The organism is Ferribacterium limneticum (assembly GCF_020510585.1).
GTDB lineage: Bacteria > Pseudomonadota > Gammaproteobacteria > Burkholderiales > Rhodocyclaceae > Azonexus.
Genome location: NZ_CP075190.1, coordinates 1,189,540 through 1,215,226 on the forward strand (window position 1 = coordinate 1,189,540; position 25,687 = coordinate 1,215,226).

The 25,687-nt window shown below is 62.7% G+C and carries 20 protein-coding genes; 12 read left to right on the forward strand and 8 right to left on the reverse strand.

The genetic code is table 11. The annotated features are described in order from the left end of the window. Positions 1–292 precede the first annotated feature (292 nt). From KI613_RS05705 to KI613_RS05725, 5 genes are all read right to left on the reverse strand, one after another. Complete coding sequence (locus tag KI613_RS05705) at positions 293–3,394, reverse strand: cache domain-containing protein (protein WP_226404230.1); 3,102 nt, start codon at positions 3,392–3,394, stop codon at positions 293–295. Between the two features lie 243 nt (positions 3,395–3,637). Further along, on the reverse strand, positions 3,638–4,492 hold the full coding sequence (locus tag KI613_RS05710; RefSeq protein WP_226404231.1) for a cache domain-containing protein: 855 nt from the start codon (positions 4,490–4,492) through the stop codon (positions 3,638–3,640). 58 nt (positions 4,493–4,550) lie between these two features. Next, entirely contained in the window at positions 4,551–4,928 is a 378-nt protein-coding gene (locus tag KI613_RS05715) for a c-type cytochrome (protein ID WP_226404232.1), read from the reverse strand. Between the two features lie 178 nt (positions 4,929–5,106). Then, positions 5,107–5,754 carry a response regulator gene (locus tag KI613_RS05720; RefSeq protein WP_226404233.1) on the reverse strand — a complete coding sequence of 216 codons (648 nt, stop codon included), beginning with the start codon at positions 5,752–5,754 and terminating at the stop codon, positions 5,107–5,109. Then, entirely contained in the window at positions 5,751–7,043 is a 1,293-nt protein-coding gene (locus KI613_RS05725; protein WP_226404234.1) for a sensor histidine kinase, read from the reverse strand. The genes KI613_RS05720 and KI613_RS05725 overlap by 4 nt, the downstream gene beginning before the upstream one ends. 208 nt (positions 7,044–7,251) lie before the next feature. Here KI613_RS05725 and KI613_RS05730 point away from each other — a divergent pair, with 208 nt between their 5' ends. From KI613_RS05730 to KI613_RS05740, 3 genes are all read left to right on the forward strand, one after another. Continuing rightward, on the forward strand, positions 7,252–9,123 hold the full coding sequence (locus KI613_RS05730) for a methanol/ethanol family PQQ-dependent dehydrogenase (RefSeq protein WP_310491398.1): 1,872 nt from the start codon (positions 7,252–7,254) through the stop codon (positions 9,121–9,123). Positions 9,124–9,267: 144 nt separating this feature from the next. Then, a complete protein-coding gene (locus KI613_RS05735; protein ID WP_226404235.1) occupies positions 9,268–9,834 on the forward strand; it encodes a pentapeptide repeat-containing protein in 567 nt (188 codons plus the stop codon). 5 nt (positions 9,835–9,839) lie between these two features. Beyond that, the gene (locus tag KI613_RS05740) at positions 9,840–10,298 is read left to right on the forward strand and encodes a c-type cytochrome (protein ID WP_226404236.1); all 459 of its coding nucleotides are present in this window, start codon (positions 9,840–9,842) and stop codon (positions 10,296–10,298) included. Positions 10,299–10,405: 107 nt separating this feature from the next. Here KI613_RS05740 and KI613_RS05745 read toward each other — a convergent pair whose 3' ends face one another. After that, entirely contained in the window at positions 10,406–12,190 is a 1,785-nt protein-coding gene (locus KI613_RS05745; protein WP_226404237.1) for a PQQ-dependent methanol/ethanol family dehydrogenase, read from the reverse strand. Positions 12,191–12,611: 421 nt separating this feature from the next. Here KI613_RS05745 and KI613_RS05750 point away from each other — a divergent pair, with 421 nt between their 5' ends. The 9 genes from KI613_RS05750 (at position 12,612) to KI613_RS05790 (ending at position 24,421) form a co-directional block, all read left to right on the forward strand. After that, positions 12,612–13,382 (forward strand): quinoprotein dehydrogenase-associated SoxYZ-like carrier, encoded by a 771-nt coding sequence (locus KI613_RS05750; protein ID WP_226404238.1) that lies wholly within the window; start codon positions 12,612–12,614, stop codon positions 13,380–13,382. After that, the gene (locus KI613_RS05755; protein WP_226404239.1) at positions 13,379–14,317 is read left to right on the forward strand and encodes a quinoprotein relay system zinc metallohydrolase 1; all 939 of its coding nucleotides are present in this window, start codon (positions 13,379–13,381) and stop codon (positions 14,315–14,317) included. Before KI613_RS05750 ends, KI613_RS05755 begins: the two co-directional genes overlap by 4 nt. Then, positions 14,314–15,051 carry an energy transducer TonB gene (locus KI613_RS05760; protein ID WP_226404240.1) on the forward strand — a complete coding sequence of 246 codons (738 nt, stop codon included), beginning with the start codon at positions 14,314–14,316 and terminating at the stop codon, positions 15,049–15,051. The genes KI613_RS05755 and KI613_RS05760 overlap by 4 nt, the downstream gene beginning before the upstream one ends. Next, positions 15,048–17,360, forward strand: coding sequence for a TonB-dependent receptor (locus KI613_RS05765; protein ID WP_226404241.1), 2,313 nt, complete (start codon positions 15,048–15,050; stop codon positions 17,358–17,360). Before KI613_RS05760 ends, KI613_RS05765 begins: the two co-directional genes overlap by 4 nt. Further along, a complete protein-coding gene (locus tag KI613_RS05770) occupies positions 17,357–18,766 on the forward strand; it encodes a HAMP domain-containing protein (protein ID WP_226404242.1) in 1,410 nt (469 codons plus the stop codon). The genes KI613_RS05765 and KI613_RS05770 overlap by 4 nt, the downstream gene beginning before the upstream one ends. Next, positions 18,763–19,410 carry a response regulator gene (locus tag KI613_RS05775; protein ID WP_226404243.1) on the forward strand — a complete coding sequence of 216 codons (648 nt, stop codon included), beginning with the start codon at positions 18,763–18,765 and terminating at the stop codon, positions 19,408–19,410. The genes KI613_RS05770 and KI613_RS05775 overlap by 4 nt, the downstream gene beginning before the upstream one ends. A gap of 154 nt (positions 19,411–19,564) precedes the next feature. Further along, complete coding sequence (locus tag KI613_RS05780) at positions 19,565–20,482, forward strand: alpha/beta fold hydrolase (protein ID WP_226404244.1); 918 nt, start codon at positions 19,565–19,567, stop codon at positions 20,480–20,482. Positions 20,483–20,634: 152 nt separating this feature from the next. Next, positions 20,635–23,751 (forward strand): response regulator, encoded by a 3,117-nt coding sequence (locus tag KI613_RS05785; protein ID WP_226404245.1) that lies wholly within the window; start codon positions 20,635–20,637, stop codon positions 23,749–23,751. Between the two features lie 19 nt (positions 23,752–23,770). Further along, positions 23,771–24,421: a DsbA family oxidoreductase gene (locus tag KI613_RS05790; protein ID WP_226404246.1), complete on the forward strand. Its 651-nt coding sequence runs from the start codon at positions 23,771–23,773 to the stop codon at positions 24,419–24,421. Between the two features lie 7 nt (positions 24,422–24,428). On the opposite strand, the gene KI613_RS05795 is transcribed toward KI613_RS05790, so the two are convergent. After that, the gene (locus KI613_RS05795) at positions 24,429–25,082 is read right to left on the reverse strand and encodes a PEP-CTERM sorting domain-containing protein (RefSeq protein ID WP_226404247.1); all 654 of its coding nucleotides are present in this window, start codon (positions 25,080–25,082) and stop codon (positions 24,429–24,431) included. A gap of 123 nt (positions 25,083–25,205) precedes the next feature. Then, positions 25,206–25,610: an FKBP-type peptidyl-prolyl cis-trans isomerase gene (locus tag KI613_RS05800; protein ID WP_319004092.1), complete on the reverse strand. Its 405-nt coding sequence runs from the start codon at positions 25,608–25,610 to the stop codon at positions 25,206–25,208. Between the last annotated feature and the right edge of the window lie 77 nt (positions 25,611–25,687).

Consider the following 25,687-nt stretch of genomic DNA (forward strand, 5'->3'; position numbering starts at 1 on the left):
TGAAATGACCTGCCGTGACTCGTGCCTGTTAATGTGCATGCCGTGTGCCAGCCCGGCCAGTTTCACGGTCAACCGGAAAAAATGGCTAATTTTCAAATACTTGGTCTGATTTTGATACTGGTTGTCACAACCTGGAGCGGGGATGGCGTGATCAACGGCTCAACAGGTGTTTAGTTTTGGAGCAGCCGAATTTGCGACACTGTCGCAGCTCGGGAAGGTCCGGCGGTATTCCGCCGCTGGTGGGCAAAGCAAAACCGGCCACGCGGGCCGGTTCCTTGTGCCGTGCTGGGGTTTATGTCGCGAGTGCTTTTGCCTCGCCGGGCTCCGGTTGTCGCCGCGGAATCTCGACACGGAAGCAGCTGCCGACGCCGACTTCGCTACGCACTTCGAGTTTGCCGTGGTGTTTCTGGACGATGCTGTAGGCCAGTGAAAGGCCAAGGCCCGTGCCCTTGCCGACGGCCTTGGTAGTGAAGAAGGGGTCGAAGATGCGTTTGAGGTTTTCGGGCGGGATGCCCCGGCCGGTATCGGCGATTTCGACCCAGACCGCATCGTTCGTGGTGCCGGTGCGAAGGGTGATGGTGCCGTGCGTTTCGATGGCCTGGGCCGCATTGACCAGCAGGTTCATGAATACCTGGTTCAACTGCGAGCCGAGACATTCGATGCCGGGGATGCCGGCGTATTCCTTGACGATATCAGCCTTGAACTTGATTTCGTTGGTGACGATGTTCAGCGTGCTGTCCAGACCTTGCTCCAGATTGGCCACGGCCCAGTCCATGCTGTCGATCCGCGAGAAGTCCTTGAGATCCTGGACGATCCGGGTGACCCGGCTGATCCCTTCGCGCGACTCCTTGAGCAGGCTATGGATATCCTCTCCCATGAAATCCAGGTCGGCCTGTGCCTTGATGCTGGCGATATTGGCGTTGATTTCAGGGTGTTCGGCGAGTATCGGGTCGGCTGCACCATAGGCCCGGATGACCTCGAGCAGTTCATCGACATAGGTTTTCAGGGTGCCCAGATTGGAGTTCACGAAGCCGATCGGGTTGTTGATCTCGTGGGCGACGCCGGCCGCCAATTGTCCGATCGAGGCCATCTTTTCCGATTGCAGTAGCTGGTTCTGGGCATTTTCCAGCTGTTCGTTCAGGGTCTTCAGATGTTCGTAGTTTTGCTTCAGTTCGACTTCCTGGCGCTTGCGTTCACTGATGTCCTCGAGCACGGCGATGTAGTGACTGATTTCCCCTTTGGCGTTGAATAGTGGCGTGACCATCTGGTTGGCCGTGTACAGGCTGCCGTCCTTGCGCCGGTTGACGATGTCGCCGCGCCAGGTTTTGCCGGCCGAGATGCTTTGCCAGAAGTGCCGGTAGAACACCGCATCCTGCGTCCCGGAGTTGAACAGGTGGGGTGGCTGGCCAAGCAATTCCACGTTGGTATAGCCGGAAAGCACGGTAAAGGAGCGATTGACCCAGATGATCTTGCCGGCAGCATCGGTGATCATCACCGCATTGCCGATTTCGGCCAGGGCGAGGTCGAAGAGGGCGAGCCTCTCTTGGCGCAGGGCGGATTCCAGCGTGCTGACCAGGCGGTTGGCAGTGGACAGCAGGCGTTGCTGGAGCAGGCTGTCTTCGAATTGATCGGCTTCCTTGCCGTATAGCGCGAGAACGCCCCAGGGGTCGCCATGGATTTTCAGGGGCAGCAGAACGGCGCTGTTGGCGGCGGGTGCCTGCGGGCTCGTCTTGCAGAGTTGGCGGCTCTCGTCAGCGAGAGAAATTACCTGATGCTGGCCGCTGGTCATGACCTCAGCCAGTGGCAGATAGGCCGAGGCATCACCGTCGTCGCTGGCGACATGCTCGATGCCGGCGTCAGTCACGCTCCCTGATGCGGCGGCCAGGGAAAGCTTGCCCTCGCGGTCGGTAACCGCAATGCAGGCAGCCTCGAGATTGAAAATAGGCAGGATGCCATCGCAGAAAATTTGCGCGATGGCCCGCGAATCGACGCCCCAGCGCATGAGTACCGTGCCCAGTTGCAGGAACAGTTCCTCGTCCATCTTGATGCGCATTTGCTCGGAAACGTCCTTGGCATAGACGGCAACGCTTTCGACGACACCGTTGTCGTCCTTGACCGGATAGAGGTTGTTGTCAAACCAGGTCGAACCGCGCTGATCCTGGAAACGGATGACTTCCCCGCTATCGACGGCAGCTTGCATCATGGCACCGCGGGTTTTGGCCAACTCGGGCGGCATGTGGTCAAGAAAGTTTGTCCTGATCATCTGCTGCGGCGTTTTTCCGAAGCGGCGGGCAGCGAAGGTATTGATCTCGAGAACCGTGGCATCCGGTGCCAGCAGCAGCACAGCTTCGTCGGTGGCGTCGAGCAGGCCGTGCATGCGGTTCTTGCTCTCGTTGATGATCTTTTCGATCCGCCGGCGCTCGACCAGTTCTGCATCCAGTTTCAGGTTCGCTTCGCGCAGGCTGGCCGTCCGCCGCGAAACTTCTTGCTCGAGGCCTTCCTGGTGCTTGAGTAGCGCCTCGTCGCGGGCCTCGATGTGATCAAGCATTTCGTTGAAATTGCCGGCCAGTTCGGCGATTTCACTACCGCCATCGACGGCGAGGCGTTGCTTGAGTCCGGCGTCGCCCCGGGCGATGTCATGCATGGCGCGCATCGTGGCTTTCAGCGGAACGGTGATGCTGCGGGCGATCAGGCTGGCCAGGAGCAGCAAGGTGGTGGTAATCGCGAGCAGCAGCACGAGGTGCTGGATGGCCCGAGTCTGGATTGTGGTATCGATGTCGTCGATGTAGATCCCGGAACCGATAGTCCAGCCCCAGGGAGCAAAACCTTTGACATAGGAAAGCTTGGGGAATCTGCCCGGTGTGCTTTTGCCGTCCGGATTGACCTTGTACCACGGGTAGGTGACGTAGCCTTGCCCAGTTTGTGCGACCAGTTCGGCGAAAGCCTGCAGCAGGTTTTTCTTGCCGTCGGTCCGAACAAATGGCCCTTCCGTACTATTCCGCATGCTGGTGACGCAGTTGTATTTGTCGTCCTGCAGCAGTTGCCCGTCGAGCTCCGGCGAAATCGGATGCATGATCATGCGCGATGGAATCTGGTTATCGTTGATCCAGAAATAGTCCTTGCCGTTGTAGCGCAGCCCCTTGATCGTGGCCATGGCCGCAGCCTGGGCGGCTTCCCGGCTCAGGCTGCCGGTTCGTTCGAGTTCCTGATAATGGGCCAGGACGGCATGGGCGCTTTCGACCAGTTGCCGGATGCTGTCTTCCTTTTCCTGGTGCAGGGTATCCCTGAGAGTGGTGACATCGAGGGCGCTGGTCAGCAGGATGCTGCCGATGAAAATGGCAACAATGCCCCAGATCCGATTGCGGATGCTGAGGCGATTCAATGGCGCAAACATGATGATCTCCCTCTCCACGGATTGCGGCCGGGTATTCACTGAAAGCAATGACATCCCGTCTCTACCGGACGAACAGCGCGACGCTACACCATCCGCTGCCGCCAGTATCTACCGGGGCCAGCCTGTCGGCAAATGAAAATCAAATCGGCAACAAAAACCGGCCACGCGGGCCGGTGTGGGGCATTCCTACGGTCAACCGGAATTTTCGCCCAATTCTGAAATGCCTGAATTGCGCGTTGCCGCTCAGTCGAGGTAGTAACCAACCCCGAGCAGGCTGTTGTCGACGCGCTGGATAAAGGTGCGCTTGCGCTCGACGGCATTGGTAACCGGATTGCGCCAGACGTAGTCGACGACACCGGTGCCCTTGCTTCTCGCCAGATCGATCATTTCCTGAATCAGGGCGTGGCCTTCGACATCGTGGAGATCGCGCGCGTCGGTGCCGGTCCACGCCGGGTTCACGCCGTGCGCTTCAAACTTTCCGGTGTCGAGATTGACCGCGAAGACGTAGAGGTCGTCATGCACGAAGGCACCCTTGGTGTCGTTGAAAGCCGTTGTGGCCTTGCTCAAGCCGTTCTGGATGGCGAAAGCGACGGCCTCGCCGAGCAACTTCTGGGCATCGATCGCCGTGGCGTGCGGCGAGTAGTAGCCAACGCCGAGGATGTAGTCGCCTTGACGGTACAGCCAGGCGTTCTTGGGCTCGACGTGATTGGTTTTGCGATTGAGCCAGACGTAGCGGATACGCGCCTCGGTCTGCTTGTCGGTGACGGCGATCATGTGCCGGAAGAGGGGAGTGCCCGAGGCATCGACGCTGTCGAGCACATTCATGCCGACCAGCGCCTCCGGTGCCGCGCCGTTGGCGATGTAGGTGCCTTGCCGGTCGATGACGTAAACGTAGAGGTCTTTCTTGACGAACGGCCCTTTGCGATTGCTGAAGGTCGACCATGATTTCTCGGGGCCGTTGGTCTGCAGGTATTTCACCGCTTGGTCGAACAAGGCGCGGGCTTCGCGCGGGGTGGCGCGCTCGCCGGCCGTTGCGACGCCGCAGCCCAGGGCCAGCAGGAGGCCGGCCAGGCGGACGGCGAGGGAGAAAGTGCTCATACGCGGAAACTCCAAAAGGGTTGGCCGGCAATCCGGCGCGGCTTGAATGTGCAGCGGATTATTTCAGCGACAGTATCCAGGAGACGAGCTGGCGCGTGTCATTGGCGCTGATGGCCACGGCGTTGGGCGGCATGGCGATGCCGGTAACCTTGTTTTTCCAGTGGCTGGAGTAGGGATTGGAGCCTTCCTGCACGACGCGGGTCAGGAAATCGGTGGCGCCGGGTTTGCCCCGGTATTGCTCGGACACATCTTTCCAGGCCGGGCCGATCGGCTTGCTGCCATCCGGATTGTCCTTGTGTTCGAGAGTGTGGCAGGTAAAGCAGCCGGCATGGGCCGCCAGTTTTTTCATCTTTTCATCGTTGGCGGCATCGGCCCAAGCCGTTTGCGCAGCGGCAGCCAGTGCGGCGGTGATGATCAGTTGACGTAGTAATGACATGTTCTACTCCCAAAGGTTAAAAAGCCGGCTCAAAAATAACGCCGAGCGGCTCATTTGAAAAGGTGACAATGATCTCGACCCAAGAATTTTTTGAATTCGGCGGTGATGTTGAGTCCCTAAAGGCAAATCCTGCGCCAGCTAAGGTCATTGCGGGAAAAATCATTTGCCGGCATGGCTTTCAGGCGCCCAACGGTACTTGCATGTCGACCAGCCCATGCCGTGCAGCCAGGTGCAGCAGTTTGAAATCGTTGTCGGCATTGAGTTTCTGCCGGATCAGGGTGAGGTAATTCAACACCGTTTTCGGACTCAGGTGCATCGAACTGGCGATGCGGTTGGCCGATTCACCGTGCGCCAGCATGCGCAGCACTTCGAATTCGCGCGGTGTCAGGTGGGCGAGGCCGCCGTCGCCGTCGACCGCTTCTTCGGCCAGCACTTGGGCGATTTCCGGGGAAAAGACGCGTTTGCCGGTGGCGATGCGGCGAATGCCGTCGATGACGTCGCCCGGCTCGCTGTATTTGGTCAGGTAGCCGAGCGCGCCGCTGCGCAGGGCCTGGGTGATGTGGCCGGCGCCTTCGTGCATTGAAAGGACGAGAACCTTGAGGCTGGGCTGGCGGGCCAGCATGCGGCGGATGGCTTCGATGCCGCTGCTGCCGCGCAGGCTGAGGTCGACCACGGCGACGTCGACGGCGAGGCGCGTGATCAGCGCATTGGCCTCGTCGGCGCTGGCTGCTTCGCCGACCACTTGCAGGCCGGGCTCGGCGTCGAGCAGGCGGCGATAGCCGGTGCGGACGACAGCGTGGTCATCGACCAGAATGATGCGGATCATCGTTGTTCCTCCTGTTGTTCTTCCTGGCTCATCGGCAAGCGGGCCTGAAGATGCAGCCCGATTGTTGCGTTATTTTCTATGTGCAGACTGCCCCCGGCCATTTCCAGCCTTTCCGCCATGCCGAGCAAGCCGCCACGGCGTGCCGGGCCGGCTTCGGGCAGACCTTTTCCATCGTCCTCTACGCTCAAGTACAGCGCCTTTCGTACCACTTGAATGCGGATCCGGCAGTGCCGTGCTTCGCTATGGCGAACCACATTGGTCAGTCCTTCCTGCACCACGCGGTAGAGCACCAAGGCAGCCGCTTCGTCGAGCACGGGCAGTTCGGCCGGCATCTCAAGGCTAAACTTGATGCCGGACTCGCGCTGCTGCCAGCTCGTCACCAGTTCGCGCAGGGCGCTGGCCAGCCCCAGTGCATCCAGACCATGCGGGCGCAGGCGCTTGAGCATGGCGCGCAACTGCTCGCCGCTGGTCCGCACGTCGCGCCGGAGATCTCCGGCGCATTCGATGATGCTTGGCGGCGCCAGCCGCGTTGCGTTGCGTTCGAGAAAGGCGGCGGTAACCCCGATGGCGGTCAGCGTTTGCCCCATCTCGTCATGCAATTCCCTTGCCAGTATGTGGCGTTCCTCTTCCTGTACCGCAATGAGCTGGCGGGCGAGCTGTTGCTGGGCGGCGCGGGACGCCTCCAGCTTGCCGGCCAGCGCGTCAATGGCGCTGGCCACGCGACGAAATTCGCGCAGGGCAAAAGGCGGCATGGCGGCATTGGGGGCATTGTCGGCCAGACGCTGCAGGCCGGCTTCCAGCTCACGTACCGGAGTCAGTGCGCGGTCGGCCGACCACCAGGCGACGAGCAGAGTTGCTCCAGAATAGAGCAGCAGGGTGATGCAAAGTCGAACAGTGTCGCCCAGGCGCTCCTCGATTTCGGAATTGGGGTTGGGTGCGATGTGCAGGGTTTGCTCACCCAGGCGGATGGTTTGCGCCGGTGTCGCGCTCGGGGCGATGCCGAGCAGGCCGGCAAGCCAGTGCGGCGTCGTGTCGGCAGCCGGCTGTGCCGAATCGAGGTGAATGCTCAGGTGGCGCAGGTGGGCGTCGCGCAGCAGGGCTTCCAGTTCTGCCCGGTCGCCGGGGGGCGCATTGCCCGCCTTGAGCAGGACGGTGACCAGCTGTTCGGAAGCGGCGACCTCGGCCTGAATGTCACCGCGCAGGGAATGCAGGTTGATCAGTATGGCCATCAGCATGAGGCCGGCGAGCAGCCCGCCGAGCCAGATGACCAGCCGTTTTCGAAGATCCATGTGGTGCCAGTCTGTTTTGTATGGATGAGCTTTCTGCAGGTTTCGTACCTGCCCGCCATCAGCTCGGGAATTTTTCCCGGTTTGGCGGTGAGCTTGTCCCGAGACTTTGGACAAAGGCGCTTCCTATACTCGGCTCGCCTGTCGGGATGGATGGGCCGCCCCGATGTTTCGGGGGAGTCACGACACTACTTAGGAGACGAAAGAAAAAATGAAATCAACCCGGTTCAATCCCCGCCAGACCCTTATCGCAGCCATGGTCGCAGCCAGCTTCTGTACGCCGGCGATGGCGGCCAAGACAGTTAGTTGGGAAGATATTCTCAACGACGACAAGACTACCGGCGATGTGCTGTCCTACGGCCTGGGTCTGAAAGCCCAGCGCTTCAGCCCGCTGACCAAGATCAATACCAAGAACGTCGATCATCTGGTGCCGGCCTGGAGTTTCTCCTTCGGCGGCGAAAAGCAGCGCGGCCAGGAAGCTCAGGCCCTGGTGCACGACGGCGTGATCTACGTTACCGCCTCGTACTCGCGCATCTTCGCCATCGATGCCCGTACCGGCAAGCGCCTGTGGGAGTACGAAGCCCGCCTGCCGGAAGATATCCGCCCGTGCTGCGACGTGATCAACCGCGGCGCCGCCATCTACGGCGACAAGATCTACTTTGGCACGCTCGACGCCACCGTCGTGGCGCTCAATAAGGACACCGGCAAGGTCGTCTGGAAGAAGAAGTTCGGCGACCACAAGATCGGCTACACGATGACCGGTGCCCCCTTTGTCGTAAAGGACCAGAAGAGCGGCAAGGTGCTGCTGGTGCATGGTTCGTCGGGTGACGAATTCGGCGTCGTCGGCTACCTGTTCGCCCGCGATCCGGATACCGGCGAGGAAGTCTGGGCCCGCCCGATGGTCGAAGGCCACATGGGTCGCCTGAACGGCAAGGAAAGCACGCCGACCGGCGATGCCAAGGCGCCAAGCTGGCCGGAGGGTGCGGACGGCAAAAAGGTCGATGCCTGGAACCACGGTGGCGGCGCCCCGTGGCAGACCGCCAGCTACGACGTGGACAAGAACATGGTGGTCATCGGCACTGGCAACCCGGCGCCGTGGAACACCTGGCACCGGACCAAGGAGGGCGACGATCCGCGCAACTGGGACAGCCTGTTCACCTCCGGCCAGGCCTACGTCGATGCCAGCAACGGCGAGCTCAAGGGCTTCTTCCAGCACACCCCGAACGATGCCTGGGACTTCTCCGGCAACAACTCGGTCGTCCTCTTCGAATACAAGGATCCGAAGACCGGCAAGCTGGTCAAGGCCTCGGCCCACGCCGACCGCAACGGCTATTTCTTCGTCACCGACCGCGAAAAGCTGACCAATGGCGCCGGCTACCCGAACAAGCCGACCTCGCTGATCGGTGCATGGCCGTTCGTCGAGGGCATCACCTGGGCGAAGAGCTGGAACCTGCAGACCGGCAAGCCGAACATCGTCGAAGGCCAGCATCCGCCGAAGCCGAAAGAGGGCGCCGACAAGGGCGACTCGATCTTCGTTTCGCCGCCTTTCCTGGGCGGCACCAACTGGATGCCGATGAGCTACAGCCAGCAGACCGAGCTGTTCTACATCCCGGCCAACCACTGGGCGATGGACTACTGGACCGAAAAGCTGACCTACAAGGCCGGCTCCGCCTACCTCGGCCAGGGCTTCCGCATCAAGCGCCTGTTCGACGACCACGTCGGCACCCTGCGCGCCATGGACCCGAAGACCGGCAAGATCGTCTGGGAGCACAAGGAGAAATTCCCGCTCTGGGCCGGCACCATGACCACCGCCGGCGGCCTGTTGTTCACCGGCACCTCGGACGGCTACGTCAAGGCCTTCGACGCCAGGAACGGCAAGGAACTGTGGAAATTCCAGACCGGTTCCGGCGTGGTTTCCGTGCCGATCACCTGGGAAATGGACGGCGAGCAGTTTGTCGGCATCCAGTCCGGTTACGGCGGCGCCGTGCCGTTGTGGGGCGGCGACATGGCCGACCTGACCAAGCAGGTGACGCAGGGCGGCTCGATGTGGGTGTTCAAGCTGCCGAAATCGTTGAAGAACTGAGCGAGCGCTTCGCTTCAACCGTTCCCGCTGCAGGCCGGATTCCCCCGGCCTGCGGAATGCCCGCAAGCAAGGCTGGGTCAGCGCTGCATGGACGCAGACCCAGCCTGGGAATATTTGGATCGAAGCATCTTTCGAATGACGACAATGCCCAGACATTTCATTTTTGCCCTTTTTTTCGGGTCGACCGTAGCATTGGCCGCCGAACCCTTCGAACCGCTGGTCATCAACGGTTGCGGCATCTGGCCGCATACCCGTTGCCCGGGGGCCGACCTGCGCCACGCCAATCTGGCTGGCCAGAACCTGGCCGGGGCCGATCTGACCGGTGCCCAACTGGCGCGGGCTGACCTGCGCGGGGCCAACCTGGCCGGCGCCAACCTCGACGGGGCCGACCTGACCGCCGCCCGGCTCAACAAGGTCAGTGCGCCGACGGCGACCTTTCGCGGCGCCAAAATGGTCGGTGCCGATCTCGAATTCGCCCGCCTTTTTCGCACCGATTTCACCAATGCCGACCTGACTGGTGCCAATCTCGAAGCGGCCAAGGCCAATTTCGCCTGGTTCATCGGCGTCCGGCTGAACAACGCCAACCTGCAGGAAACCAAATTCTTCACCGTTAATTTCCGCAAGGCCGATCTGACTGGCATCTTCCGGCGCTTCGCGGTGTTTCAGGATGCCGATTTCGAGGGCTGTACCAACTGCCCGATCGACTGGTGATCGCCATGAACAAACTGCTCGTTACCTTATTCACCGTGCTCTTTGCCTCGCTGGCCGTGGCCAACGAAGTCGCCATCGCCCCCACCGTGTTGCCGGATGGCCTGCCGCCGCTCGGCAACACCTGGCTGGCCGAAAACCCCTACCGGGGCAACCTGGCCGCCATCGTCACCGGACAGCAGGCCTACAACCAGGCCTGCGCCCGCTGCCACGGTGCCGATGCCAGTACCAATGCCGCCCCGGCGCCGGATCTTCGGCTGCTCAACCGCTTCTGCAAACGGATCGGCGACGCCGAACTGAACGCCGCCTGCATGCGCGACAACGACGCCTATTTCGCCAAGAGCGTGCGCAGGGGCAAGATCATCGTCGGCGTTACTCATATGCCGCCGTGGGAAGGCGTCTTGAAGCAGGAACTGGCCTGGGCCATCCAGGTTTTCATCGAATCGCGGGCCGGAACAAGCAAGTGAGCATCCACGGTCAACCGGGATTTTTGGCCAAAAATGAAAAACGGCGCGAGGGCCGAAGCCGCCGCGCCGTTTCAATCGGGCGCCGGAGCGCCCGAAAAGACTTCAAATTAACCCTTGTGCAGCTTGAAGACCCACACCGAACCGCCCTGTTCGAGGAAGTTCACGCGCTTGGCCACGTCGCCGCCCCACAGCGGAACAGCGCCGCCCCAGCCGGTCGTGACGGCGATCATCTGCTCGCCATCCTGTTCCCAGCTGACCGGCGGTGCAACGATGCCGGTACCGGTCTGGAAGGACCACAGTTCCTTGCCAGTCTTGGCATCGACGCCCTTCAGGAAGCCTTCCGGGGTGCCGTAGAAGACCAGGCCACCAGCGGTGGTCAGGACGCCGCCCCACAACGGAGCGTAGTTCTTGTTTTCCCAGACGATCTTGCCGGTAGTCGGATCGACCGCACGCAGCACGCCGATATGGTCGTCGTTCAGTGCCTTGATGGTGAAGCCGGCGCCCAGGTAAGCAGCACCCTTCTTGTAGGAAACAGGTTCGTTCCAGATATCCATCGACCACTCGTTGGCCGGCACGTAGAACAAGCCGGTCTGCGGGCTGTAGGCCATTTGCTGCTGGTTCTTGCCGCCGAGGAAGGACGGGGCCGAGAAGACGACCTTGCCCTTCTTGCCATCGGCGCTGGCTGTCGGGTCACCCGGACGGCCTTCTTCGATGTAGTTCGGACGGCCGGTTTCGAGGTTGATGCCGGTAGCCCAGGTGATCTTCTTGACGAACGGGAAAGCGTTGAGCAGCTTGCCGTTGGTCCGGTTGTTCACGAAGAAGAAACCGTTACGGTCGGCCTTGCCGCCAGCCTTGATGATCTTGCCCGTCTTCGGATCCTTGTAGTCGAAGGAAACGAATTCGTTCACGCCGTCAAAGTCCCAGCCATCGTGCGGGGTGTTCTGGTAGTGCCAGGCGATCTTGCCGGTGTCGGCGTCGATGGCAACGGTGGAGGACGAGAACAGGTTGTCGCCCGGACGCAGGTGGCTGTTCCACGGGGCCGGATTGCCGGTGCCGGCGAAGATCAGGTTGGTTTCCGGATCGTAGGTGGCGCCGTTCCAGGTCGCTGCACCGCCGGTTTGCCAGAGGTCGCCGGACCAGGTGGCGTTGGTCGTGCCGGAGATGCCGTTTTCGACCTTCTCGCCGGCTGCGTTGAAGCTGTAACCCATGTGACCTTCAACGGTCGGACGGGTCCAGATCAGCTTGCCGGTCAGCGGGTCGCGGGCATCGATGCGGCCAACAACGCCGAATTCGCCACCGGAAACACCGGTAATCAGCTTGCCCTTGGCGATGATCGGAGCAGCACTGGCAGAGTAGCCAGCGGCGTAGTCACCGAGTTTTTCCTTCCAGACGACCTTGCCGGTGTCCTGGTTCATGGCGACGAGCTGGGCATCCAGCGTCGCGAAGATGACCAGGTCGCCGTACAGGGCGGCGCCGCGGTTGATTACGTCGCAGCACGGCATGATGCCGTCCGGCAGACGGTGCTCGTACTTCCACAGCTTCTTGCCGGTCTTCACGTCGATGGCGAACAGGCGGCTGTAGGAAGCGGTAACGAACATCTTGCCGTTGCTGATGACCGGTTGCGATTCCTGGCCGCGTTGCTTCTCGCCGCCGAAGGACATCGACCAGGCCGGGACCAGATTCTTCACCGTCTTGGCGTTGATCTGGGTAGACGGGCTGTAACGCTGACCCTGGGTGCCGAGGCCGAAGCTGACCACGTCGCCGGTGGTCTTGGCATCGTTGAGGATGTCTGCATCAGTGACGCCGGCGCTGGCCGGGCTGCCGGCAAATGCCGCTGCCGTCAGTAGCGCGAGGGTAACAACTCTCCGCTTGAAAGGGGTATGACTTTGCATGGATTGTCTCCTTGATTATCCGATGGTTCCGACGCGGAAAACCGTGTTGAACACGGTCCGGCCGCGTGGAATGACATGCTGGCGAGCCACCTCCATTCCCTGAACCGGCTCGCTGGCAGGGAAACCGATCTGCAAGGGCTGTGCCAAGCTGGCCCGGAATGCCCGGCGCTCCTGTTGGCGGGGCTAAAGCGGCCTTCATTGTTGCCTTTTGTGTCGCAGGGGGGTGAGTCAGTTGTCTGTTCCATTAGTCACCACCTGCTCCAAAGTTGCACACCTGGGTTGTTCAGGTGCTGTGACAGTGTCCTGTGCTGCGGCGTCTTCGCCCGTCAGATCAGCGATTGCCTGAATTGCTCCGGCCTTGGCACGCGCTTTGCGAACGTTTCTCGGCAAAGAGCCCACCGGGCAAAAGGAGCGAGACACGATGAAATACCCACTGACCATTGCGGCGATTGCCCTGGCGGCGTTGATGCCCCCGGCCGAAGCCGCCGCCTTGCGCGAGAGCGGCGACCCGCTCGCCTCGGCACGCTGGTCGGAAATGCAGAAAGCTTTCCTGGCCGGGGCGCCCGTCCTGTTCGATCCGCGCGTCAAGGTGGTCGCCCCCTCGACGGCTGAAAACCCGATGCAGGTGCCGGTCACTGTCGACGCCACGGCACTGGCTGGCGTGATCGAAGTTGTCGTCTTCGCCGACTTCAATCCCATCGTCCAGGTGCTGCGCTTCTTCCCCGAAGACGCGCCGGCTTTCCTCGGTTTTCGCGTCAAGCTCCAGCAATCGACGCCGGTCCGTGCCGCAGTACGTACGGCCGATGGTGTCTGGCATGTCGGCGGCACCTGGGTGAACACTGTTGGTGGCGGCTGCACGGCACCGTCGGCGGCGGGCGGCTCGAAGGAATGGCAGCAGCGCCTCAACGAAGTAAGCGGCCGCCAGTGGAGCGAAGGCCCGAACGCCGGCCGGCTGCGCATGCGCATCGTGCATCCGATGGACACCGGCCTGGTCGCCGGCACGCCGGCTTTCTTCCTCGAAGAAATCAACTTCGCCGACGCCGCCGGCAAGCGTCTGATGCGCGTCCAGACCTACGAGCCGGTCAGCGAAAATCCGGTATTCACCTTGCAGCGAGCCAGTGCCGACGGCCCGGTCGAAGCCAGCGGCCGCGACAACAACGGCAACGCTTTCAAGGCGAGGATCGCGCAGTGAAACGTCTGCTTGGTGCGCTGCTTGTGCTCGTTGCCGGCCAGCTCGGGGCGGCTGATTTCGACTACCGGCTGTCGGCCGTGCAGGTCGCCAAAGACGTCTACACCTTCATCGGCAAAACCGAGGATTTCTCCACGGACAACGGCGGCAACATCGTCAACACCGCCTTCGTCGTCGCCCCGCAGGGCGTCATCGTCATCGACAGCGGCCCGTCGCTGCGCTACGGCCAGCAGATGCGCCGGGCGATTGCCGCGATCACGGCCAAACCCGTCGCGCTGGTCATCAACACCCACCATCACCCGGACCACTTTCTCGGCAACCAGGCTTTCGCCGATGTGACCATCGCCGCGCTGGCTGAAACGCGCAAGGGCATCGCCACCGACGGCAACGCTTTTGCCGAGAACCTCTACCGCATGTCCGGCGACTGGATGAAGGGCACCGAAGTCCAGCTTCCCGGCCAGACGCTGGGCGCCGGCCGCTTCGAGGTGGCCGGCCGCCGCCTGCGCCTCGTCGGGCTGGACGGCCATACTGGCGCCGATCTCGTTATCGTTGATGAATCCAGTGGCGTCGTCTTTGCCGGCGATCTCGTCTTCAACGGTCGTGCCCCGACCACGCCGCATGCCAATGTTGCGCACTGGCTCAAGGCGCTCGATCAACTCGACGCGTTGACCCGCGAACCCGGCTTCACGCTGCTGCTCCCCGGCCACGGCGCGCCGACAGCCGATGCCGCCCCGATCCGCCTGACGCGCGCCTGGCTGACCTGGCTGAGCGCCGCCATGCGTGACGCGGCGAAAGCCGGGCTGGACATGAACGACGTGCTGGCCCGCCCGCTGCCGCCGGAGTTTGCCAGCCTGCCGGTGGCGGCCAGCGAATACCGCCGCTCGGTCGGCCATCTCTTCCCGGCCGCCGAGCAGGAAGCCCTGGGGGCGAAACCGTGATCACCGCAGCCAACATCGAGGCGCCGGTCATGCCCACGGTCAACCGGAAATTTTGGGCAATTTTGGCATTGTCCATCCTGCTCCACGCCTCGCTGTTTGCCCTGACCTCGTGGCAACGCCAGAATGGCCCGATCAACCTGCCACCCATTTTTGCCTCGATCCGTCTCATCGCAGTCACCGAATCCGGACCTGTTGCCGAAGTCGCCCCGGCGCCGGCAGCCGTCCCCCAGAAGGCCCGGCAGGACGCCAGTCGTTCGGAGCGGCCGGCTCCGCGCGCAATGCAGACTGCCGGGCCGGCCAATGTGCCGGCAACAACGCCATCGCCGTCATCGTCGATGCCATCCGAAAGCGTCGCTCCAGCCGCAGCGGTTTCCGCGCCCTCCGCCGAAGCGGCCCGCCCGGCCCCCGCCGTCGCCCCGCAGCGCCCGCAAAGCGAAGTCCTCGACGGCTATCGCCAGCGCCTCGGCGAACTGTTCGCCCGCCATCAGGAATACCCGCGCGTCGCCGCCCTGCGCGGCTGGGAGGGCGAAGTGCGCCTGCGCCTCAAGGTGGCCCGCAAGGGCAATCTGCTCGGCGTCGTGCTTGACCGTTCGAGCGGCTTCGCTGTCCTCGACCAGCACGCCCTGGCCATGCTCGAAGCCCTGACCGGTCTGCCGCCGCTACCCGATGCGCTGGAAGCCAACGAAATTCAAGTCGTCGTGCCGATCAACTACAAACTCAAAAAAACAACATGAAGAGACAAGTCCCCCAGCGTTCGCTGCTCGCCATCGCTATTTCGGCCGCCTTTGTCCCGGCCTTTGCCGCCGAGACTATCGTCACCACGGCCACCGTCGAAGTCGTCGGCACCACACCGTTATCGGGTATCGGCGTGCCACGCCTGCATCTGCCGGCCAACGTCCAGTCGCTCGACGACCGCCGGCTCGATGAAATCGAAAGCCAGAACATCGCCGAGCAACTGCTTCGCCAGGTGCCGGCCGTCACCGTCAATGAAGTCCAGGGTAATCCTTATCAGTCTGACCTCAACTACCGCGGCTTCACCGCCTCGCCGCTACTCGGCATGGCGCAGGGGCTGTCGGTCTACGTCGATGGCGTGCGCGTCAATGAGCCTTTCGGCGACACGGTCAACTGGGACTTGATCCCCAATTCGGCGATTGCCGGCATCGACCTGATTCCCGGTTCCAACCCGGCTTTCGGCCTCAACACGCTGGGCGGTGCGCTGTCCATGCGCACGAAAAGCGGCTTCTCGCACCCGGGTGGCAAGTTTGAACTGTCCGGCGGCAGTTTCAATCGTACCAACACTGAACTGGAGTACGGCGGCAACAACGGCACCTTCGGCTGGTACGGCGCCGGCGACTGGTTTCGCGAAGATGGCTGGCGCGATCACTCGCCATCCGACGTCAAACAGTTCTTCGGCAAGCTGTCCTTCCGCAATGCCGCCGGCGAGGCTGACCTGACGCTGACCAAGGCGCGCAGCCGGCTGATCGGCAACGGCCTCGTGCCGCAATCGATGCTTGCCGAGCGCCGTGAAAACATTTTCACGCACCCCGACGAGACACGTAACGACCTGACCCAGCTCGCCCTCAACGGCAAGCTGTGGCTAAGCGACACGCAGAGCCTGAGCGGCAGCGTCTATCACCGGCGGACCAAGACGCGCACGCTCAACGGCGACATGAACGATGACTACGAGACCGAGTACGAGGACTGGGTTAACAATGGCAGCACTCCAGGCTTGGAGCCCGATGAAACTGGTGCCAACAACCGGACGCGGACGAGCCAACGTGGCACGGGCGTCGCTGCCCAGTGGAACCTCAGCTCTCAGCAGCATCAGCTGGCGCTCGGTGCCTCCTACGACCAGGCGCGCATCAACTTCCAGCAGACGCAGGAACTGGGCGAGCTCGACGCCAGTCGCGGCGTCAGCAATGTCCAGGCGCTGGCGATTGAAAACCAGATCAACGGCAAGACCAGCACGGCCAGCCTGTTCGTCACCGACACCTTCTCGTTGACGCCCAACCTGCACCTGACCGGCTCGGCCCGCTACAACATGAGCCACGTCACGACCTTCGACGAACTCAACCGCACGGCGCCCAACCTCGACGGCGACCACAAGTACCGCAAGCTCAACCCGGCCCTCGGCCTGAGCTGGCAGATTCTTCCGGTGCTCAACGCCTACGCTGGCTTCAGCCAGGGCAACCGCGTGCCGACGCCGATCGAACTTGGCTGCGCCGACCCGGCCAACCCGTGCACCCTGCCCAACTCGATGGCCGCCGACCCCTACCTCAAGCAGGTCGTCGCCCGCACCCTGGAAGCCGGCCTGCGCGGCAAGCTGGTCGGCGAGACGAACTGGAATGCCGGCGTTTTCCGCACCATGAGCAGCGACGACATCCTGTTCGTCGGCACCTCGACCAGCGCCGGCTACTTCACCAACTACGGCAAGACGCTGCGCCAGGGCCTTGAACTCGGCCTCAACGGCAACCTGCACCGTGTCGACTGGTACGCCAATTACAGCTGGCTGCACGCCACTTTCCGCTCCGACGCCTGCTTGCTCGGCGCCAACAACAGCACGCGCGGGACCACGGCGGAGTGCCCGGCGAGCGACGAAATTCTCGTGCGCAAGGGTAATCACATCCCGGGACTGCCGACGCACAGCCTCAAACTCGGGCTGGCCTGGCGGGCTACCGACTGGCTGCGCCTCGGCGGCGACGTGCAGGCTTTCTCCGGCCAGTACGTCCGCGGCAACGAGAATAACCAGCATCAGGCCGGCACTGTCGGTGGGGAAACCTTCGACGGCCCCGGCCGCATTCCCGGCTACGCCATCCTCAACCTCAATGCCGAAGCCAAGCTGGGCGCCGGCTGGCAGATGTTCGCCAAGGTCAACAACGTTTTCGACAAGCACTACGCCACGGCCGGCGCGCTGGCCGAAAATCCCTTCGTCGGCGGCAGTCTCCAGCTTGCTCCGGATGACTGGCGTCGTGAAACCTTCGTCGCCCCGGGCGCACCGCGCTCTGCCTGGCTCGGCGTACGTTACGTGTTTGGTGGCAAATGACATTTCATTTTCGGCCCTTTTTTCCGGTTGACCGTGGGAATGCAAAGCTCAGCCTGCACACCCGCGTCGGCCTCGTTCTCACCGCGCTGGCGGCCAGCCTGCTCATCGTCCTCGCTGGCCTCTGGCTGCACGGCACGCGCAATGCCATCCACGAGGAAGTCGAGGCGGCGAGCCGGGTTTCCGAGCAATGGCTCAAGGCCGTGCTCGGCGAAATGCACGACGTGCCGGCCGCGACGCGCGGCGAACGGCTGCTCAGCGTCGCCCGCGCCATCGGCCGGGTGCGGGCCAATGAGCTGGAAATCCGCACGGCTGCCGGCGAGACGATCTACCGTTCGCCGGCTTCGAGCTACAAGGCCGGGCGTTCGGCCCCGGCGTGGTTTGCCAGCTTGCTGGCCAGCCAGTATCCGGCCCGCACACTGGCCGTGGAGGGCTACACCTTGACCCTGCATCCTGATGATTCGCGCGCCATACTCGACGCCTGGGACGAACTGGCGGCGATGGCCGGCTGGGCGCTGGCCTTGCTTGGCGTGCTCTTCGTGGCGACGCGCACGGCGCTGGGTCGGGCCCTGCGCCCACTGGCCCAGATCATGCGCGCCCTCGACCGGACCGGCCGCGGCCGTTTCGACACCCGTTTGCCGGTTTTCGCGACGCCGGAACTCGGCCGCATCTCGCGCGCCTTCAATGGCATGGCTGACCGGCTCGGCGAAGCGGTTGACGACAATGTCCGCCTTGAAAGCGCCCGTGAAGTCGACCGCCAGATGCATGACCGCCTCGAAGAAGAGCGCCGGGTCATCGCCCGCGAACTGCACGACGAGCTGGCCCAGGGTATCACCGCCGTCCGGGCCTTGGCCGGCGCCATCGTCCAGCGCACCGGAGATGCGCCGTCGCTGCATATTCCGGCCCAGGGCATCGTTGCGGTGACCGGCGAAATGCAGGATGGCGTGCGTAACATCCTGCACCGCCTGCGTCCGGCTGCCGGCAACAGTCTGGCCGCGACGCTCGAACGCCAGCTGGCCGGCTGGCAGGCGCAGCACCCGGAAATCATCGTGAACAGCAGTCTGGCCATCGGCCCGCAACCCGTCGCCGATGATCTGGCCATGGCCGTCGTCCGCATCGTGCAGGAAGGCCTGACCAATGTCGTGCGCCACGCCGACGCCTCGCAGGTCGAGCTGGCCATCAGCCGCGTCGCCGGCTGGCTGCAACTGACGCTGGCCGACAACGGACGCGGCCGTTCCGGTCAGCCCTCGGCGCAGCCCGGTTGCGGCCTCGGCCTGGCCGGTATGGGCGAACGCATCGCCGCTCTGGGCGGCCATCTTCAATTCGAACAACCCGTCGGCGGCGGCTTCCGCATCTTCGCCCGCCTGCCTGACGCGACGCTTCAACAGTCCCCGGAGGAATTCGCATGAGCAACGCACTGCAAGGCAAGCGCATCCTGCTTGCCGACGATCACGCGATGGTTCGCCTCGGCTTCCGCTGCTTGCTCGAAGGGGCCGGCGCCACGGTGGTCGGCGAGGCCGAGAACGGCGAAAACGCCGTCCGCCTCTACGCCGAAACCAACCCGGACATCGTCGTGATGGACGTCTCGATGCCCGGCATCGGCGGTCTGGCGGCGCTCGAACGGCTGCTCGTCTGGGACGCCAAGGCCAAAGTGCTGATGCTCTCGGCCCACAACGACGACATTGTGCCGGTGCGCGCCCTGCGTCTTGGCGCTCGCGGTTACCTGTGCAAACGGGCGGCGCCCGAGGAGTTCCTGCGTGCCGTTGGCCAGGTCGCCAGCGACCGCCGTTACCTTGACCCGGAACTGGCGCAGTCCGTTGCGCTGGCCCAGCTTTCCGGTTCGGCCAACCCGGTCGATACGCTGACCGAGAAGGAGCTGGCCGTCTTCATGAAGCTGGCCGAAGGTCGTTCGGTCAATGACGTGGCCGAGGATTTTTGCCTGAGCCCGAGCACGGTCGGTACCCATCTTTATCACATCAAGCAGAAGCTCAACGTCCAGAACGCTGCCGAGTTGACGCTGGTCGCCGTGCGCAACGGCCTGATCGAGGCTTGAGGGTCAAGTGTGGTTTTGCACGCTATGAGGCACATAAAACTGCGCCTTTGCCCCCGTGGCGGCGTTGCAAATCCGCGCGATACCACTGGGTTTCGCTGTAGTTTTCGCCTTGCTAAAGGGCCAAATGCATCAGTTTTATCGAGTACCTCATAGCATGCAACACTACACCAGCGATCTGTTGTTCCCCGCCAGTCAGCCGCGCTGCGTCCGGCAGATGGCGGTCGGCGACGGGCATATCCTGCATGTCGAGGAATGCGGCCCGATCGATGGCGTGCCCGTGCTTTTCCTGCATGGCGGGCCGGGCGCCGGCTGCATGCCCGAGCACCGGCAATTGTTCGACCCGGCGATTTTCCGCGTCGTCATGATCGACCAGCGCGGCGCCGGGCGCAGTCTGCCGAGCGGTGAATTGGGCGCGAACACGACGCTCGATCTGGTCGCCGATCTTGATTATGTCCGCGAGGCCCTTGGAATTTCCGGCTGGATCGTTTTCGGTGGTTCGTGGGGCAGCCTGCTGGCCTTGGCCTATGCCCAGATTTATCCGGAAAACGTACACGGGCTGGTCATGCACGGCATTTTTCTCGGCTCCCGCGAGGAAATCGTCGCCTATGCGCGCGGCCTCGGCAGCATGCTGCCGCGCCTGGAGCGGGGCGATCCGCTGGCGGCGTTCGCCCGGATCATTCTGAGCGAGCATACCGAGAGGGCGGCCCAAGCGGCGCGGGTCTGGCTCGACTACCAACGCAGCCTGATCGGCAAGGAGCCACTCGACGCGCCACCCAATGCCATGCAGCAGGCCAGGGCGCGCATCCAGATGCACTACCTGACCCGCGATTGTTTTCTCATGCCCGGCCAGTTGTTGGCCGGCATCGACCGGATTCGCCATCTGCCGGCTGTCATCGTCCAGGGCCTGGCCGATCCGGTCTGTCCGCCGGTAGCGGCTGAAATGCTGCATCGGGCCTGGCCCGAGGCGACCTGGGTGCCGGTGGCAAGCGCCGGCCACGATGCACTGTCGCCAGCCATGGCCCGCGCCTGCATCAGGGCGCTGGGCTGGGTCACGGAGTGTGTTGAAGGCTGAAGTCAAGGGGCATTCGGACTACAGGCGCCAAGCCTGCTGTCGTTGGTCAGACAAATTGCCATAATTGATAAGCAAGCTATCGCCTATAACTTTTGTTATAGTTTACTGCCAAGACAGCTTCCGTCACCGGCGCCGCTGGTATCGATGCTGTCATGACAGAAACCTCTCCCGTCATCAAAATGAAACACCTGTTTTCCTGCATGGCCCGACTGCACCGGATGTCCTTGCGAAGCCGGCTGGTCGCCATGACGATAGGCCTGGTAGTGGTGTTTATCTGGGGGCTGGCCATCCTCTCGGCGACGGTGTTGCAAAGCCGCTTCGAGCAGGTTCTCGCCGATCAGCAACTGGCCGCTACCCGCCAGGTGGCGCGGGAGATCGATCAAAAGCTGAAGGGCCGCATCGACAGCATGCGCCGTCTGGCGACCGAGTTGCCGGCTGATCTTGGCTATGCATCGTTGCAGTCCAAGCTGGTCGAGGATTCGGCGCTCCAGGATATATTCTCGGCTGGTGTCGCGGTCATCGGCCTTGATGAGAGAGTCATCGTTGATTTCCCGCCCGTACCGGGGCGGCGCGGCATGTACGTTGGCGATCGCGACTACGTCCGGCAGGTGGTCGCCACCGGTCAGCCCTATATCGACAAACCCATTTTTGGCCGCAATTTGAAACGGCCGCTATTGGTCATCAGCGTTCCGGTCTTCGATGCGGCAGGGAAACTGCGGGCTGTGCTGGCGGGCATCATCGACCTGACGGCGCCCGATGCGCTCGGTTTCGTATCCGACAATGCCCAGACCGGCAGTGGGGAGTTTTATATTTTTTCGTTGCGCGACAAGATGATCATTGCCGCCACCGACAGCAAGCGGGCCATGACGCCGACGCCGGCACCGGGGCACAATCCCCTCTTGGACAGGATGGTGGGTGGCTTCGAGGGTTCGGGCATTGCCGTCAGTTCGGAAGGGATTGCCAAGCTCTATTCTGGCGCCCACGTGGCAAGCGGCAACTGGCTTGTCCTCTCGGCACTGCCTACCGGGGTGGCATTCGCGCCGATTCTTGCCTTTCAAAATTACCTTTATGTGATTGCCGGTCTGCTGACCTTGGTGGCTTTTTTCGTCATTTTCCGTGGTGTGGACAAGGTGCTTGCCCCGCTGGCTGAGGCGGGTGAGGCGCTGCGCCGGATGAGTGCCGGGGAGGCGCCGCTGGCCCCGCTTCCAGTGCGTCGTGACGATGAGATCGGGCATCTGGTCGGCAAATTCAATCAGTTGCTGGTCGATCGCCAGCGCTACGAGGCCGCCCTGGCCGACAGCGAGCAACGCTTCCGCCTGCTGGTCGAGGGTGCGCCGGAAGGTATCTTCGTGCAGACGCACGGGCGTTTTGCCTACGCCAACAATGCCACGCTGGCTCTATTGGGCGCGAAAAGCCAGGATCAACTGCTCGGCACGGTCGTCCTTGATCGGGTTCATCCGGATTGCCGTGCCGAAGTGGCACAGCGGATACGCCTGCTCAATGACGGCTATGCCGTTCCTCCGCAAGAGCAGAGCTATCTGCGCATTGACGGCACGCCGGTGGCGGTCGAGGTTTCGGCCGTGCCCCTGCGCTTTGACGAGGAAGATGGATCGCTGGTTTTTATCCACGACATCACCGAGCGCAAACAGATCAGTGGCGAGCGCGATCAACTGATCGAGCGTTATCGCGGCGAGCGTGATTTTTCTGACCAACTGACCGACAGCCTGCCCGGTGTGTTCTATGTCATTTCGCCCGATGCCCGTTTCGTGCGCTGGAACCGGAATTTCGAGGAGGTGACCGGCCGGAGCGCGATGGAAATGGCGGCGATCAGCCCGCTCGAGCTGTTTGCCGCGGACGACCGCGATCTGGTCGGCAGCCGCATTGCCGCCGTATTTGCAGACGGCCAGTCAACCGCCGAGGCGAACCTGCTGGTCAAGGAAGGCGGTACCCGGCGCTATCTGTTTACTGGCCAGCGCGTCGTCGTCGACGGAAAACTTTTGCTCGTCGGGCTGGGCGTCGATGTCACGGCAATCCGGGAAATGGAGGCGGAGCTGGCACGGCATCGCGATCATCTGGCCGATCTCGTCGATCAACGAACCTGGGAACTGGCCGTCGCCAAGGAGCGGGCCGAGGCCGCGACACAGGCCAAGAGTGCTTTCCTGGCCAACATGAGCCACGAGATCAGAACGCCGATGAATGCCATTCTCGGGATGGTTCATCTGATGCAGCGGGACGGGGTGACGCCGAAGCAGGCAGGGCAGCTCGACAAGATCGATACGGCAGCCAAGCACCTGCTCAGCGTCCTGAATGACATCCTCGATCTTTCCAAGATCGAAGCCGGCAAGTTGAGTCTCGAAAAAGCCGATGTGGCCATCCATGGGCTGCTTGAAAACATTGCTTCTATCCTCTCTCCCCGGGTTGGCAGCAAGGGCTTGCGCCTGGTGATGGAAACCGGGCCGCTACCACGCCACCTGCGCGGCGACCCGACGCGGCTGATGCAGGCGCTGCTTAATTACGCCAACAACGCGGTCAAATTTACCGACCAAGGGACGATCACGATTCGCACCCGTGTCCTGAGTAAAGAAGATGGGCGCGTGCTGCTCCGTTTCGAGGTCGAGGACTCCGGCATCGGCATTGCCCCGACCCATCTTCATCGCCTCTTTGCGGCTTTCGAGCAGGCCGACAGCTCGACTACCCGGGAATATGGCGGCACCGGCCTCGGCCTGGCCATCACTTCATACCTGGCCCGCCTGATGGGCGGAGAGGTCGGGGTGAGCAGCGAACTGGGCCAGGGCAGTACCTTCTGGTTTACCGCCTGGCTGGACTGCGGGCTCCCCGTGTTGGCAGAGCCTGCCTCGGTCGCCGCCGGGGAGGGCGCCGAAACGGTTCTGGCCCGCGACTACCGGGGCAGACGCGTGCTCCTGGCCGAAGACGAGCCGATCAATCAGGAAATTGCGCGCGAACTGTTGAGCGAAGCCGGCTTGCTGATCGATGTCGCCAATAATGGCGCCGAGGCACTGGAGATGGCCGGGAAGACGGCATACGACCTGATCCTGATGGACATGCAGATGCCCCGGATGGATGGCCTGGCGGCGACGCGGGCAATCCGCCAATTGGCCCGTGGTGGTCGCATGCCGATTATCGCGATGACCGCCAATGCCTTTATCGAAGATCGTGAGAAATGCCTTGCCGCCGGCATGAATGACTTCCTTGCCAAGCCGGCCAATCCGGATACATTGTACGCGACCGTGCTCAAGTGGCTGGCTTGATCCGGCGCTGGCGTCGAGTATGATCGGCTCCATGCTGACCGTTGAAATCGTTTCCGACCTCGTCTGCCCGTGGTGCTACATCGGCCTGCGCCGGCTTGATGCGGCCATTGCCGAAGTGCGCCGCGAGTTGCCGGACTTTGCCTGCGAGAAGCGCTGGCGCCCGTTTTTCCTGAATCCCGATACGCCGCCCGAAGGCGAGCCTTACCTGCCGTTTCTCGAAAAGAAATTTGGCGGGCCGGCGCCGGTCGCGGCGCTGTTCGAGCGTGTGCGCGCCGCTGGCCGGCCGTGGGGTGTCGAGTATGCCTTCGAGAAAATCGAGGTCCGCGCCAACACCCTGCAGGCGCATCGGCTGATTCACTGGGCGCAGCAACGCGGCGATGCGGCCCGGCTTGTCGAGCGGCTGTTCGTCGCCCAGTTTCAGCGTGGCGAGCGGATTGGCGATCGTGCCCTGCTGGTGCAGGTGGCGGTCGAATGCGGCTATCCCGGCGAGGAAGTCGAGTCCTATCTGGCTTCCGGCCAGGACAGCGAAGAGGTGCGCGCCACGGAGCGCCGGTTCCGGGCGATGGGCATTTCGATGGTGCCGACCTTCATTGTCGATGGCCGGCAGATCGTCGTTGGGGCCGAAGACCCTGCCATCCTCGCCACGGCCATTCGCCGGGCGCTGGCCTGAGCGCTGCTCAGGTCAGTTCTTTCCGGCGGTTTCGGCGGATGGCGAGGAGCAGTCCACCGCAGAGGAGCGACCAGAACATGCTCGGCTCCGGCACCGATGAGACCAGCAGGAGCGTTCCGCGATAGCTATCAAGATTTTGCACTGGTGCTGTGCTGGCCACTGGTATCGTGATATCACCTCCCTGGCGCACGATAATCCCCCCTCCATTGCGCAGCGTAATCTGGCCCGGTTGACCCAGTGAAATCTCACCGCCGGTGCTGACTGTTACTGTCCCTCTTTCCAGAAGCGTTAGATTCCCGGGTTGCGCCACAGTCAAACGAGGCGATGTGCCGATGTCGAATGTGGTCCAGTTGATCGCATTGATTGATACGCCTTCGGCAACGCTGACGACGCCGGTGAGCGTTTTCAGTTGGACGACGGGGGCGCTGAGTCTCAGGTCATCAAGAAACAATGAACCGACTGCGCTGATCGTGATTCCTGAGTCCGAATCGACGCTGCCACCGATCAGCGAGAAATCGCCATCGCAGGACAGCATGGCGCCATTGGTCAGGTCGAATGACGAATTACCGGAGCAACCGATGGTGGTGATGTTCGCGTTCGATGCGGCTTGAGCGAAAACGGAAAAAAGGAGGGCAGACAGGAGCAGGGCAAGGTGGCGCATGGTCGCCTCCGGCAGAATGACAATCCTTGAAGTCTGAGCCGCCGGCATGACGCTTGAATGACAGGCGGCGCATGAGCCGGACTAGGCGCCGCCAGTTTCAGCCGGCTCGAGCCGGCCGTTGCCTTACCTGGCGATGTCGAGCAATTCGACTTCGAAAGTCAGCGTCGAATTGGGCGGGATGCCGGGCACGCCGCGGCTACCGTAAGCCAGATTGGGCGGGCAAACGAGCTTGGCCTTGCCGCCGACCTTGATCTTCTGCACGCCTTCGGTCCAGCACGGAATCACCCGGTTGAGCGGGAAGGCGGCCGGCTCGTTGCGCTTGTACGAACTGTCGAATTCCTGGCCGTTGGTCAGCGTGCCGCGGTAGTGCACCTTGACCGTGTCGCTGGCCTTCGGGCTGGCGCCGCTGCCTTCCTTGAGCATGGTGATGGCGATGCCGGAGGCGGTCATTTCTTCCTTCGGTTCGGCGGCAGCGGCCGGTAAGGAGAGCGCGAGGAGGAGGGCGGTTGCGGTAGCGAGCTTTTGCATGGATCTGCCTTGGTTGAGGTGGGGCGTTGAAAGTTGGCTACGTTAATGGGAAGTCGCCGGGCGAGTAAAGGGGGCCG